The organism is Shewanella halotolerans, assembly GCF_019457535.1.
Classification (GTDB): Bacteria; Pseudomonadota; Gammaproteobacteria; order Enterobacterales; family Shewanellaceae; genus Shewanella; species Shewanella halotolerans.
Window position 1 is genome coordinate 3984215 of the sequence record NZ_CP080417.1, and the last position, 13179, is coordinate 3997393.

Annotated in this window: 16 protein-coding genes; 13 read left to right on the forward strand and 3 right to left on the reverse strand. The window is 55.1% G+C overall.

Annotated features, from left to right (window positions below; all coding sequences use genetic code 11):
* From kdsC to K0H81_RS17275, 13 genes are all read left to right on the forward strand, one after another.
* Positions 1-552 (forward strand): 3-deoxy-manno-octulosonate-8-phosphatase KdsC, encoded by a 552-nt coding sequence (kdsC, locus tag K0H81_RS17215; protein WP_144202704.1) that lies wholly within the window; start codon positions 1-3, stop codon positions 550-552.
* Positions 549-1106, forward strand: a complete 558-nt coding sequence (gene lptC, locus K0H81_RS17220; RefSeq protein WP_011867104.1) for an LPS export ABC transporter periplasmic protein LptC — start codon at positions 549-551, stop codon at positions 1104-1106. The genes kdsC and lptC overlap by 4 nt, the downstream gene beginning before the upstream one ends.
* On the forward strand, positions 1093-1638 hold the full coding sequence (gene lptA / locus K0H81_RS17225) for a lipopolysaccharide transport periplasmic protein LptA (protein ID WP_220059120.1): 546 nt from the start codon (positions 1093-1095) through the stop codon (positions 1636-1638). Before lptC ends, lptA begins: the two co-directional genes overlap by 14 nt.
* On the forward strand, positions 1635-2366 hold the full coding sequence (gene lptB / locus K0H81_RS17230; RefSeq protein WP_011867106.1) for an LPS export ABC transporter ATP-binding protein: 732 nt from the start codon (positions 1635-1637) through the stop codon (positions 2364-2366). Before lptA ends, lptB begins: the two co-directional genes overlap by 4 nt.
* 134 nt (positions 2367-2500) lie before the next feature.
* Positions 2501-3988 (forward strand): RNA polymerase factor sigma-54, encoded by a 1488-nt coding sequence (locus K0H81_RS17235; RefSeq protein ID WP_220043409.1) that lies wholly within the window; start codon positions 2501-2503, stop codon positions 3986-3988.
* Positions 3989-4018: 30 nt separating this feature from the next.
* Positions 4019-4306 (forward strand): ribosome hibernation promoting factor, encoded by a 288-nt coding sequence (hpf, locus tag K0H81_RS17240; RefSeq protein WP_011867108.1) that lies wholly within the window; start codon positions 4019-4021, stop codon positions 4304-4306.
* A gap of 2 nt (positions 4307-4308) precedes the next feature.
* The gene (gene ptsN, locus K0H81_RS17245; RefSeq protein ID WP_011867109.1) at positions 4309-4752 is read left to right on the forward strand and encodes a PTS IIA-like nitrogen regulatory protein PtsN; all 444 of its coding nucleotides are present in this window, start codon (positions 4309-4311) and stop codon (positions 4750-4752) included.
* Positions 4749-5597: an RNase adapter RapZ gene (gene rapZ, locus K0H81_RS17250; RefSeq protein WP_220059121.1), complete on the forward strand. Its 849-nt coding sequence runs from the start codon at positions 4749-4751 to the stop codon at positions 5595-5597. Before ptsN ends, rapZ begins: the two co-directional genes overlap by 4 nt.
* The gene (locus tag K0H81_RS17255; protein WP_011867111.1) at positions 5590-5865 is read left to right on the forward strand and encodes an HPr family phosphocarrier protein; all 276 of its coding nucleotides are present in this window, start codon (positions 5590-5592) and stop codon (positions 5863-5865) included. The genes rapZ and K0H81_RS17255 overlap by 8 nt, the downstream gene beginning before the upstream one ends.
* A 100-nt stretch (positions 5866-5965) precedes the next feature.
* A complete protein-coding gene (mgtE, locus tag K0H81_RS17260) occupies positions 5966-7333 on the forward strand; it encodes a magnesium transporter (protein WP_220059122.1) in 1368 nt (455 codons plus the stop codon).
* Positions 7334-7437: 104 nt separating this feature from the next.
* Positions 7438-8121 carry a response regulator transcription factor gene (locus K0H81_RS17265; protein ID WP_220059123.1) on the forward strand — a complete coding sequence of 228 codons (684 nt, stop codon included), beginning with the start codon at positions 7438-7440 and terminating at the stop codon, positions 8119-8121.
* Between the two features lie 11 nt (positions 8122-8132).
* Positions 8133-9395, forward strand: a complete 1263-nt coding sequence (locus tag K0H81_RS17270; protein WP_220059124.1) for a sensor histidine kinase — start codon at positions 8133-8135, stop codon at positions 9393-9395.
* A 119-nt stretch (positions 9396-9514) separates the two neighbouring features.
* A complete protein-coding gene (locus K0H81_RS17275) occupies positions 9515-9763 on the forward strand; it encodes a hypothetical protein (RefSeq protein ID WP_220059125.1) in 249 nt (82 codons plus the stop codon).
* A gap of 155 nt (positions 9764-9918) precedes the next feature.
* Here K0H81_RS17275 and K0H81_RS20295 read toward each other — a convergent pair whose 3' ends face one another.
* The 3 genes from K0H81_RS20295 to mnmC2 form a co-directional block, all read right to left on the reverse strand.
* A complete protein-coding gene (locus K0H81_RS20295; RefSeq protein ID WP_258406326.1) occupies positions 9919-10050 on the reverse strand; it encodes a hypothetical protein in 132 nt (43 codons plus the stop codon).
* A gap of 345 nt (positions 10051-10395) precedes the next feature.
* Positions 10396-11925, reverse strand: a complete 1530-nt coding sequence (locus tag K0H81_RS17280) for an FG-GAP repeat domain-containing protein (RefSeq protein ID WP_220059126.1) — start codon at positions 11923-11925, stop codon at positions 10396-10398.
* A 196-nt stretch (positions 11926-12121) separates the two neighbouring features.
* Positions 12122-12832: a tRNA (5-methylaminomethyl-2-thiouridine)(34)-methyltransferase MnmC2 gene (gene mnmC2 / locus K0H81_RS17285; RefSeq protein ID WP_220059127.1), complete on the reverse strand. Its 711-nt coding sequence runs from the start codon at positions 12830-12832 to the stop codon at positions 12122-12124.
* Between the last annotated feature and the right edge of the window lie 347 nt (positions 12833-13179).

The window sequence follows — 13179 nt, forward strand, 5'->3', positions numbered from 1 at the left end:
ATGGCACATCAAGGTTTTTACGGCCCGATAACCGACGCAGTCTGGCAGAAGGCTAAACAGATCAAGCTCTTGATCTGCGACGTCGACGGCGTCTTCTCCGATGGTCTGGTCTATATGAGTAACTCGGGCGACGAACTCAAGACCTTCCATACCCGCGACGGCTATGGCGTCCGCTCGCTGCTGACCAGCGATATTCCGGTGGCCATCATCACGGGGCGCAAGTCGCAGATAGTGGAAGATCGCATGACGGCCCTGGGTATCACCCACATCTACCAGGGGGTTGACAACAAACTCGAGCCTTATCAGGAGCTGCTTAACCTCTATAAGGTGACGCCAGAGGAAGTTGCTTATATCGGCGATGACATGGTGGATCTGCCCGTGATGGAGCAAGTAGGCCTGTCTGTGTGCGTGGCCGACGGTCATCCCTATGTGCGCCAACACGCCGACATGGTTACCCATATCAAGGGCGGCCACGGCGCGCTGCGTGAACTGACGGATCTCATCCTGCTCAGCCAGGATAAGTTTGCCTCAGCCCACGGAATGAGCATATGAACAGAGTCACGCTGGCGATCATCGCCTTCTTCGGCACAGCACTGATCCTCTATTGGCAGGTTCAGTCGAAAAAGGGCAGCGAAGAGCTGGCCCTGGATAATGTCGATCGTCCCGACTACATAGTCCGGGATCTCAAGAGCGTGCAATACAATGATGAGGGTGGTATCAACAGTCGCGTATCGGCCAGTCACATGGAACACTACGCCGAACGCAACCAGACCTACTTTACCCAGCCCATCTATCTGGTCTACCCCGACAACGGCGATGCCCAGTGGCGCCTGAGATCCACCAAGGGCACACTGGACAAAAATAGCGGACGGGTCACCCTGGAAAATAATGTTATCATTGATGCCATTAGCCCAGAGGAACCGATTCAGACCATAGAGACCACCTATCTGGAGCTGGATCTCAATACTATGATTATGACATCCGACAGAAGCATTCGGATCACAGGGCGCGATTTCCTCATCACGGGGGAAGGCCTATATGCCGATCTTAACGCCCAAAATATCAAACTGACGAGTCAGGTAGAAGGAACATATGAAACTAAATAGCCTTATTCTTGCGGGTCTGCTGCCCCTGGTCAGTGTTGGCACCCACGCCAAGGTAAACGACCTGCTGCAAGAGGTTAAGATCTCTGCCGCCAGCCAGGAAGCTGACATTAAGAACAACCAGATCATCTTCCACGGTCCGGTCGAGGTCACCCAAGGCTCTATCAAGATATTGGCCAGTGAGCTGCGTGCCTTCAGCAAAGAGAAGAACAGCGGCAAGATACTGATCGCCACCGGCAACCCGGCCACCTACTCTCAGGTGATGGAAGATGGCCGCCCCGCCTCGGCCAGCGCCAAGGAGATCCGTTACGAGCTTTCCAGCCGCACCCTGACACTGATCGGCGACGCCACCCTGGAACAGGAAGGCAGCCAGGTCACGGGTTCGCAGATCCGCTACAACATAGAGCAGCAACAGCTGATCGCCGAGAGCACAGGCAAAGACAGAGTGATCACCATCATTCAGCCTGAGAACTACCAGGAACAGATCCAGCCAGAGCAGAAGCCCGAGAAGAAACCAGAACAGGAAAAACAATGACAGACCTGATCTTGAAGGCGGAGAACCTCGCCAAGAGCTATAAGAGTCGTGCCGTTGTCCAAGACGTGAGCCTCACGGTAAAGACCGGGCAGATCGTCGGCCTGTTGGGGCCAAACGGCGCCGGCAAGACCACTACCTTTTACATGGTCGTCGGCCTGGTACAGAGCGACAAGGGCCGCATCTTTATCGACGATGACGACCTGACGCTAGACCCCATGCACCTACGCGCCCGCAAAGGCATAGGCTACCTGCCTCAGGAAGCCAGTATCTTCCGTAAGCTCTCGGTGCGGGACAACATCATGGCCGTACTCCAGACCCGCAGCGATCTTAATAACGATGGCCGCGAAGAGGAGCTGGAACACCTGCTGGAAGAGTTCCACATCACCCATATCCGTGACAGCCACGGCATGGCACTCTCGGGCGGTGAACGTCGCCGGGTGGAGATCGCCAGGGCGCTTGCCGCCAACCCTAAGTTTATTCTTCTCGACGAGCCGTTCGCCGGGGTCGATCCCATCTCGGTCATCGACATCAAGAAGATCATCGAGCAGCTCAAGAATCGCGGCCTGGGGGTGTTGATCACCGACCACAACGTGCGCGAAACATTAGACGTCTGTGAGAAAGCCTATATCGTCAGCCATGGTAATCTGATCGCCGAGGGCACACCCGCCGAAATCTTAGACAACCAGCAAGTACGAGCAGTGTACTTAGGTGAACAATTCAAGCTATAGTTAATCTTATAATGGGGCCACAGAGGAAAAACCACGCGTTAATTGTGGCCTTAGGAACTATCCGATATATTTGTCCGGCACATATAGCCAGAGCTTTCTCATTTTATAATTAGAAACAAGGGAATAGCAGTACGATGAAAGCGTCACTTCAGCTCAAAATGGGTCAGCATCTCACCATGACGCCCCAGCTACAGCAGGCCATACGTCTGTTGCAGTTGTCGTCATTAGAGTTGCAGCAGGAGATCCAGCAGGCATTAGAATCCAACCCGTTACTGGAGTTGGATGAAGAGCAGGAGAGCGCCAGCATCGAGCTGCAAGACGATAGCGTCAGCGACAGCTTCGACAACAAGTACGACGACAAGATAGAGCTGGATTCGAGCCAGGATAACTCAGGGGTCGAGACCTCAGATGCCCTGACTCAAGATTCCATGCCAGACGAGTTGCCGGTAGATACCACCTGGGATGAGGTCTACACCGCCTCACCAAACTCAAGCTCGGGCGCCATGCGCGACGACGACATGCCTTTTCAGGGCGAGACCAGCGAAGGTCTGTATGAACACCTGGAATGGCAGAAGAACCTGACCCCTTTTTCCGATAACGACCTGGCCATCGCTACCGCCATCATCGACGCTATCGACGAGCGCGGTTACCTCACCCAGACCTGTGAAGATATTCTCGAGGCCATGGGCGACCCTGAGATCGAACTCGACGAGGTCGAGGCGGTGCTCAAACGGGTACAACACTTCGACCCTATTGGCGTGGCGGCCCGCGACCTCAGCGAATGTCTGACGATCCAGCTGGCCCAATACAGTGACGACACGCCGCACATCGCTAACGCCCGCATGCTGATCAAGGAACACCTGGATCTCATCGCCGGACGCGACTTCCGCCTGCTGATGCGCAAGACCAAGCTCAAGGAAGATGAGCTGAGGGATGCCATCGCCCTGATCCAGACCCTGAATCCCCGTCCAGGGCTCGCCATCACCGCCAGCCGCGACGAGTACGTGATCCCAGATGTGACCGTCACCAAGAAGAAGGGACGCTGGGTAGTCGAGCTTAACCCAGACAGCATGCCCAAGATCAACGTCAACCAGCAGTACGCCGCCATGGCCCGCAGCACTAAGAGTCAGGCGGACGGCCAGTTTATTCGCGGCCACCTGCAGGAAGCCAAATGGTTCCTCAAGAGCCTGGAGAGTCGCAACGAGACCCTGCTCAAGGTGACCAACTGTATCGTCGACTTCCAACAAGGCTTCTTCGAATTTGGCGAAGAGGCGATGAAGCCCATGGTACTGAACGACATCGCCGAGGCGGTGGAGATGCATGAATCCACCATCTCACGTGTGACCACGCAAAAATATATGCATACCCCGAGAGGGATCTTCGAGCTTAAATATTTCTTCTCCAGTCACGTCGGTACCGACGATGGCGGAGAGTGCTCTTCAACAGCAATACGTGCCTTCATCAAGAAGCTGGTTGCTGCGGAAAACCAGAAAAAGCCATTGAGCGACAGCAAGATGGCTCAACTCTTGGCCGAACAGGGTATTAAGGTGGCTAGACGCACCATTGCCAAGTATCGCGAGGCAATGCTTATACCGCCCTCGAATCAGCGCAAGAGCTTATAAAACAAACCTGGAAACTGGAGGACTATCTTTATGCAAATAAACCTGACTGGGCACCATATCGAGATCACCCAATCTCTACGAAGCTACATCGAAGAGAAATTCACAAAGCTTGAACGTCATTTCGATCAGATCAATAATGTGCACGTTGTATTAAATGTCGAAAAGTTGCAACAGAAGGTTGAGGCAAAGTTACATCTCCGTGGCGGAGAAGTGTTCGCAACATCCGAACATGCGGACATGTATGCCGCGATAGACTCCCTGATTGACAAACTCGATCGTCAGGTCATTAAACACAAAGAGAAGCTTACTAAACATTAACGATGGAACTGAGTACCATCCTGCGGCCGGAGTGCACCACCTGCGCCACTCCGGGCAGTAAGAAAAAGGTACTGGAGCTTATCAGCGACTTAGCCGCTGTCCAGTACCCCACCCTCTCCTCTCAAGAAATATTTGAAAGCCTTCTGGCTCGAGAGAAAATGGGCAGCACAGGTATAGGCAATGGTATCGCGATTCCTCACGGGCGGCTGACTAACATAGATCAACCCGTGGCCGTACTGGTGAAATGTGCTGAACCAATCGCATTCGATGCCATTGACAATCAGCCCGTCGATATCCTTTTTGCGTTATTGGTGCCCGCAGATCAATGCGAGCAACATCTTAGCACCCTGGCCGCTATGGCCGAGAAACTCAATGATAAGGCGATCATGAAGCAGCTAAGAAAGACCCAAGACGAATCCGAACTCTATCAGGTGATCACCCAATGAAATTGGTTTTGGTATCCGGACGCTCAGGATCGGGAAAATCCGTCGCACTCAGGGTCCTAGAAGATCTAGGCTACTACTGTGTCGACAATCTGCCCTTGCAGATGATGGAGTCCCTGCTTGAGCAGCTCAAGGGGCGCAGCGAGCTCGTGGCCATCAGCGTCGATGTGCGCAACATGCCAAGCGAAGAGATCCAGCTGGAAAAGCAGCTGGCCAAGCTCCCTAAAGATACCGAAATCTTAAGTTTCTTCCTGAACTCCAGCGACAATGTGCTGCTCAAGCGCTATAGCGAGACCCGCAGGCTACATCCGCTGTCGCGCTCTAAGGTCTCCCTCAAGGAGGCTATTCAGCTCGAGGGCAAGCTGCTCGATCCCATAGCCAAACTCGTGGATCACTACATAGACACCTCTAACCTCAACATCTATGAGTTGAGCGACAAGGTGCGCGAGATCCTGCTGGGCACGGTCGACAAGGAGCTAGTGATCAACTTCGAGTCTTTCGGCTTTAAATATGGCATGCCGACCGAAGCCGACTTCATGTTCGACGTGCGCTTCCTGCCTAATCCCCACTGGGAACCTGAGCTAAGGCCTCTAACCGGCCTGGATGAGCCTGTGCAGCAGTTTCTGAGTCAGCAACCCCTGGTCAACAAGTTCATCTGGCAGATCGAAAACCTGCTGGAGACCTGGTTACCACACCTGGAGCGCAACAACCGCAGCTACCTCACCATCGCCATCGGCTGCACCGGCGGCCAACACAGATCTGTCTATGTGACCGACCAGCTCGCCAAGCTGTTCAACAAGGGCAAGCATAAGGTTCAGGCGCGCCACCGAGAGCTAAAGCATGACTAAGTTGGCTCGCGAGCTGACCATCTGCAACAAGTTGGGCCTGCACGCCAGAGCGGCGACCAAACTGGCTGTGCTCGCCGCCAAGTTCGACGCCGAGGTCACCTTGATCCAGGGCGATAAACAGGCCTCTGCCGCCAGCGTACTCGGCCTCTTGATGCTCGAAACCGGCATGGGTAAAACCATCACCATCACCAGCGAAGGCAAAGATGCCCAGGCGGCCTTAGATGCCATCAGCGCTCTTATTGACGCCAAATTCGATGAGGCCGTATAATCGGCTCGCTTTGCGGTGCCCGCTTAATTTCGTCCTATACTTATCATAGACTTACAAGCCTACCACCCAAGCCGTTCAATCAACTGCCAAAGGAGGAGCTATGCCGATCGAAGTGTTAGATAGTGAAACCACAGATCAACGCATTAATCAGCTAACTCAAGCCTTAGGCAGCGGCATGTTTGTCCATGTGCGCAGCATGCTGCACGACATGGCCGCCTCTGATATCGCCTTCATCCTGGAATCTTCACCACCGCGAACCCGTCAGGTGCTCTGGCAGCTGATCGATCAGCAGCACACGGGGGAGATCCTCGACGAGCTAGGCGAAGAGCTCAAAGATACCCTGATCACCCAGATGAGTCCCGAGCGCGTCGCCAAGGCGGCCGAAGGAATGGACACTGACGATCTGGCCTACATACTGCGTAGCCTGCCCGACAGCGTCTTCAATCAGGTGTTGCAGTCGATGACGGCGCAAGACAGGGCCAGGGTAGAGCAAGCCCTCTCCTACCCTGAAGACACCGCCGGCAGTATCATGAACACGGACACCGTAACCGTACGCCCCGATGTCACCATAGATGTGATCTTGCGTTACCTGAGGATCCGCGGCGAGCTGCCCGATGCCACCGATACCCTCTATGTGGTGGATAAGCGCGACAGCCTGCTTGGCGGTGTGCGCATTACCGATCTGCTCACCTGCGACCCCAACGCCTCGGTGCGGGAGATCATGAACGACGATCTCGAAGGGATCCCCGTGGGCATGGATGACGGCGAAGTCGCCCAGCTGTTCGAGCGTCACGACTGGGTCTCAGCCCCCGTGGTCGAAGAGGAGAGCAACCGTCTGCTGGGGCGTATCACCATCGATGATATTGTCGACGTGATCCGTGAAGACGCCGAACACTCCATGATGGGGATGGCGGGGATGGACGATGACACAGATACCTTCGGCCCTGTGGTCAAGAGTACCCTGAGGCGCTCCCTCTGGCTGACCATCAATCTGTTTGCGGCCCTGCTGGCCGCCTCGGTCAGCAACATGTTCGAGAACACCCTGGAGCAGTTTGCCACCATCGCCATCTTGATGACCATAGTGCCCAGTATGGGCGGCGTCGCCGGCAACCAGACCCTGGCGCTGGTGATCCGCGGTATCGCCCTGGGACAGATAGGCCAGAGTAACTCCCGCTGGCTGATCGGCAAGGAGCTGGCCATCGGCTTTCTCAACGGCCTGCTCTGGTCCTTGCTGGTGTTTGCCGCCGTCTGGCTGTGGAAGGGCGATATCGCCCTGGGCGGCCTGATCGGCGGCGCCATGCTGATCAACATGACGGTCGCCGGTCTGGCCGGCGCTTGTATCCCACTGCTGCTGAAGAAGTTTAACGTCGATCCCGCGCTGGCCGGTGGCATGGTGCTGACTACAGTCACTGATGTGATCGGCCTATTCGCCTTCCTCGGCCTGGCGACCCTGTTCCTGCTAAATTGATCAGTAAGCGCATCCCAAGGCCCAATCGGATGCGCTTGAATTTCAATGTTATCGACATCTTTTTCACGCTAGGATAGGTAGAGTCACTCGGCCAGAGAACTGCCATGCAAAATACTCAAATACTCATCATAGAAGATAATGCCGATGTCGCCGGTGTCCTGGGAGACTATCTCGAATCCCAAGGAGCTCAGGTAGATTATGCCAGCAATGGCGAGCTCGGCCTGCGCCTCGCCACCGAAGGGCACTTCGACGCCATAGTACTGGATCTCATGCTGCCCAAGATGGACGGCTACGCCGTGGCCAAGGCCCTGCGCGAGCAGGGTTCCAGTGTGCCCATATTGATGCTGACGGCGCTGGACGACAAACAAGATCTGTTGCAAGGCTTTCATAGTGGCGCCGATGACTACCTGACCAAGCCCTTCGATCTCGATGAGCTGCATGTGCGCCTGCTGGCCTTGATCAAGCGTCAGCTCGGGCGTGTCGCCCAGGGCTGTCAGCAGTGCGGGCCGCTCACCCTCAACATCGCCGAGCATACCGCCTATCGCGATGGCAAGAAGCTACAGCTCACCCCAAGCTGCTATCAGATCCTCCACCTGCTGATCTCCCGCGCGCCCAACGTGGTGAAGCGAGAGGAGATAGTGCAGCACCTGTGGGGAGAAGAACCGCCCAACAGCGACATCTTGCGCAGCCATATGTACCAGCTGAGAAATCAGGTGGATAAACCCTTCGACACCCCCATCATACTCACCGTGCCTAAGATAGGCTTCCGGTTAGACGTGAACCAATAGAGGCCCTACAGGTGCAAAAAACCGCCAAGAGTCTGACTCGCAAGCTAAGTTTCTACTTCGGGGGGATCGCCCTCTTGGTGGCCGCCATTCTCTACCTGCTCAGTATCGTTATCCTCTACTGGGTCGAAGATGAGCTCAACCGTCGCACCCTGGAACAGATAGCGCCTAGCGCCCAGACGGCGTTCCAGCAGGGCGCCGAATCGCCGCTGGTGTTGAGCACTACTATCGTTGCCTATAATGATATCGCCAGCTTACCCGATGAATATCAGCGCATTGCCGACCTGCCCAATGGTTTTCTCGATGAACTGCACGACACCTTCAAGGAAGATATCTTCATCTTTCGCGGCCAATATGGCGAGGGCGAGGCGACACATCCCCTGATTCTGGTGATGGACGCCGAGCAGGTAGAATTGAGCCGTAACGAATGGAACAACATCAGCCTGGTGATCCTGGCCGTCACCTTGATGTTGTTTGCCCTGTTCGGCTTTGCCATCACACTGCTCACCCGCAGGCTTATCGCGCCCATTCGCGCCATCAGCGAGCAGCTCGAGGATTCGGAGGGCGACCAGAGCTTTAGTGTCTCCAAGGATGCCACCCAGGAATTTCATGCCCTCACCGCTAGCCTCAACCATTATCAGCAGCAGATCGCCCAGCTGATCCGCCGGGAACAGGCCTTCTCCCGCTACGCCAGCCATGAACTGAGAACCCCGCTGACCATTATTCAGGGCGCCAGCCGTCTAATGGAACAGGAGGGCAAACCTGAGTTTATGCAACGACAGCGAAGCCGTATCGCCAAGGCCGCCAGCAATATGCAGCACATCATAGACGCGCTACTGAGCCTGGTGAAACAGGAGAAGGGGCTGAGTTCACCCGACCTCAGACCGCTACATGAGAAAGAGCTGAGACAGATCCTTGCCGAGGTCGAGCCGCTGGCGAGTCAGAAACAGATCCAATTAAGCCTCACCCTAGATGCCACGCCTCAAATTGCCCCCAGCGAGGCGGTGCTGCGCATGCTACTGATCAACTTGCTCAATAACGCCATCAACGCCAGCGACAGCGGCCGCATCGCCATTAGCGTCGACGAAGAGGGGATCTCGGTGAAAGATCAGGGCCGCGGCATGAGCAGCAGCGACACCCGCCCCCAGGGCCATGGCCTAGGACTGGAGATAGTCGAGGCCCTGTGTCAGCGTTATCAATGGCGTTTTAGCCTCAACAATTGCGACAAGGGCTGCATCGCCAGATTGCACTTTCCTGCATCAACCCATGCCTCCTGATGGTGCAAGATAGGCACTGAGCCGAGTAATCGCTCACTCAAGACCCTGTTTTTCACCTGTCATCTAATTGGCATAAGTTTCGCTTATCCTAGCGCGGTCACGCACTAGGAGGCTTTCCCTTGTATCCACTCAAGACACAATGGCACACCAATGACACAGACGCGTTTTGGCAACCTCAATACGACGGGGAACCAAGCCATGAAGAAGCGCCTTACCCGCACCCTCTAGGCGGTCATCCACAGCGGGGCGCGATAGATGCGCGGCTAAATGCGCTAGGTCGGGAAGAGATAGGCCAGAGCCAGCAGCTCAGCCTGAATCGGGAAATCATGACACTGATCGCCGAGCAGGCCAGGTTATCGCTTAACTAGCTTTAACCTCAGCTAAGTTTTTAAGCTCAAACAAGTTTTTAAGCTCAACTAGCCAGGTTATCGCTCAAGCAGCCAGGTTATCTCTAAAGTAGAGTGCTAAGCTCGGCCACCGGCGAATCAATAGCGCGGCAAAATGGCGCTCGGACGATATGCCGCTAACGGGAACGCGGGGTAATATTGGAGAGACTATCGAAGAATTTTTGTCTCTGCTTCTCGGCATCGAAGCGGCGCACCATCTGCCACTCCTGATACAGGGCAATTGAAAACCCTATGACCACCACCAACAAGCATCCGGCTCCCAGGTAGGTGATGATATTTACTGCGACATCTGCTCCTGCAGAACTGCTGGCGCTGCCAAAACCTATCATACACAACCCTTACACTTAGTCTCTGGGTGACCAGGAGTCACCTTCGACCTCAGGGTAGCGATGAAAAATTAAACAAAACTTAAGCCAATTAGCCCCCTCGAGAGGTATTTGTGTTAGTGAGAGCTAACTCACTGAAGCAGAGCGGGTTATTACCGGCCAATCGAGCCCAGCTTAATTGCGACAAAGTGTATCACCAGGTCCGAGCCACCTTGCCGCGACCGACACAACGGGCAAAACTGACACAACTGACAAAGCAGCCAAGGGCTATTGGGTCATGATCACCAAAAACTGGCTCTGCAACTCGACCTTATCCTGCCTGCCATACTTGATCAGCAGGTCCGCCTTACCGTCTAAATTAAGATCTTCGCTGCTGAGCATGTCACCATCGATAGGCAGGGTGAGCTTGAGGCTTTCTTTGCGATCGAAGGGCTTGCCCTTGGCACTACCCAGAAACAGATCCAGCTCTGTGTCGCCGTCGGACAGCAGTAGATCCTGACGCTTGTCGCCATCGATATCCGCCAGCTTTACCACGGGCGCACCGCTCTGGCCCGAGGTCAGGCTGAAACTCAGCTCCACCGACTTGCTCATGTTCGGTTTGGCGGCGAAACGCCGCTTATCGTCCATGGTAAACAGGTGCACATCCTGATCTATACTGCCCGACACCAGGGCGCCGATGATCTGCGACAGGCCGATATCGAACCCAGACACCAGTACCTCGCTGCGACCATCTAGGTCGATATCCACCAGCTCGAACCCCGTCAGGGTACCATCGCCGCGGATCACACTCTGGGGCTGCTTGCCAAAGCTCACTCCCTTGTCACCCTTCACCCCTAGATAGATCTCATAGTCGTTGACCCTATCCAGCACACCAGAGCTCTTGGTGTAGCGCACCACCATATCCACAAGGCCGTCGCCGTCGATATCCTGCAGCGCCTCGACCTTACGATAGACGAGATCGCTCTGATCCAGCGCCTCGCCATAGGCATCGCGCCTGTCCCACCAGTCCAGGCCGCTGATCGCCTGACTCACGGGCTGAAATCTGGGGTAGGTTTCGAACTTGCCATCTTGATGCTGGGCATAGATCTCAAGCTCCCCCTCGCCCACCTTGATGATGTCGTCGTGACCATCGAAATTCATGTCGGCGAAATAGAGCTTGGTCTCGCTGTAGCGGGCGCCATCGCGATAGAGCAGCACCTTGGGCTGAATCGCCAGGGTCTGGGGCTGCCAGCCATCGCCTTGACTGAGGAAGAGCTGTGTCTGCTCAAACTGGCCCACGATAAAGTCATCACGGCCATCGCCGTTGAGATCCCGCACAAACTCGCCGCGGGCGATAAACTCGATGCGCGGCTTCACCACCAGCGGCGCTACATCTAAAAGCTCGCGAAGCGCCAGCCCCTGGTCGCTGACCGTTAACACAGAGAGGTGAGCGCGCGACATAAAATAGACGGACTGAAGTGAATTGGCCTGCTTTGGCTTAGCGCTCACATCGTATCGATAGAGATCGCCAGGCAGAGGCATCTTATGCAGCAGCCGATACTGGCTGCTTTCGCCATCTAAGCCATAGACGGCGAGCCATTTGGTCTGGCGATCATCGACACCGATCGCCAGCAGCTCCTTGTTGGCATCGCCGACCAGGTTGAGGCTCTCCAGCGGATGGGTGAGCTTAAAACCGGTATCTATGGTTTGAGACACGAAGGCCAGTGGCACCTTATCGGCCAACACCTGCATGGAACAGAGCAGAGTCAGGCTGGCGGTGAGCCAAGGCGCGAGGGCTCGAATTGCCGGTATTTTCACAGATCATTTCCCTATGTGAAGCGAGTTGGGTTCTAATCTATCGATTCCCGGCGAAAAAGAAAGTTCAGTTAATGACTTGTTACAAACAAAAAAGTGCTCGAGGTTGCCGGCAAGCTTAAGCGAAGCTGACGACTATTCCGGCTTAGTCTTCTATTCCGGCTTAGTCTTCTATTCTGACTCAGGTTTCCAGTAAGGATTATTCTTCCTGTCCCGGCAGAGGCTTCCAGGCCCGGGTCATCTCCCGTCGCCCTAATGCCCCCGGATGGGGCTTCACCTTAAAACCTGCGGCCTTAAGATTACGCTTGAACTGGCCGTTGGCGCAGTAGCTGACCAACATGCCGCCCGGCATCATCATTGGAAAGAGGCGATCGAAGTTATCCTGGGTCCAGAGCTCGGGCTGCTTGCTGGGCGCAAAGCCGTCGTAGAACACCAGGTTGATGGAATTATCCGGCAATTCCAGGCTATCCCAGGTGGCGTGGATCTTATGCAGCACGAAGCCGGGAAACAGGGTGACATCCTCGCCCCAGGGCGCGCTGTGTAGGCTATCGAACAGATCCTGCAGCGCAGGCGGCAGATGCTCCTTGTAGTTCAGCTGAGCGATCACATCGCTAGGAACGGGGTAGGCTTCTACCGTCACGAAACGTATCGGCCTTATGAGCCTATCCGGCTTACCATCGCTACCCAGCACCTGCTTTAGTGTCAGCATGGCGTTCATGCCCGAACCAAACCCCAACTCGAGAATGTTCACCCGATCGAAGCTGGGATCCAGATCGGCAAGGCCCGACTGAATATAGACATGTTCAGACTCACTGATGGCGCCGTTATGGGCATGATAACTGTCGTCAAACAGGCTGCTCATCAGGGTGTGGGAACCATCCTTGGTCATCTGTACGTGGATCTTGTTCATTCTCGGCTCATTAAAGGTATTTACCGGAGCCAGATTGTACCTTAGACCGGGCCCCGACATGCAAGTCTTTCCCATAAGCCCACTGACCAGACTCCCGCTAAAAACAAAAAACACCCAGAGTGATCATGCTCACAGCCAAGAAGCCATAGGAATGGGAAAATCCGCTCCACTTTCAGTCATCTAGATGAAGCCGGGTATTTTATCCATGTGACTTGGCAGCTCACTTGCTGATGCGTCAACAGCCAGTGCCTCACCAGCTAGCGCTTTTCGAGATCAGGCCAAGGGCCAAACCCAAGAGTCTGAGTATCGGACGAGAGAGCGATGACAAGGCAGTGCCCAGCACACAA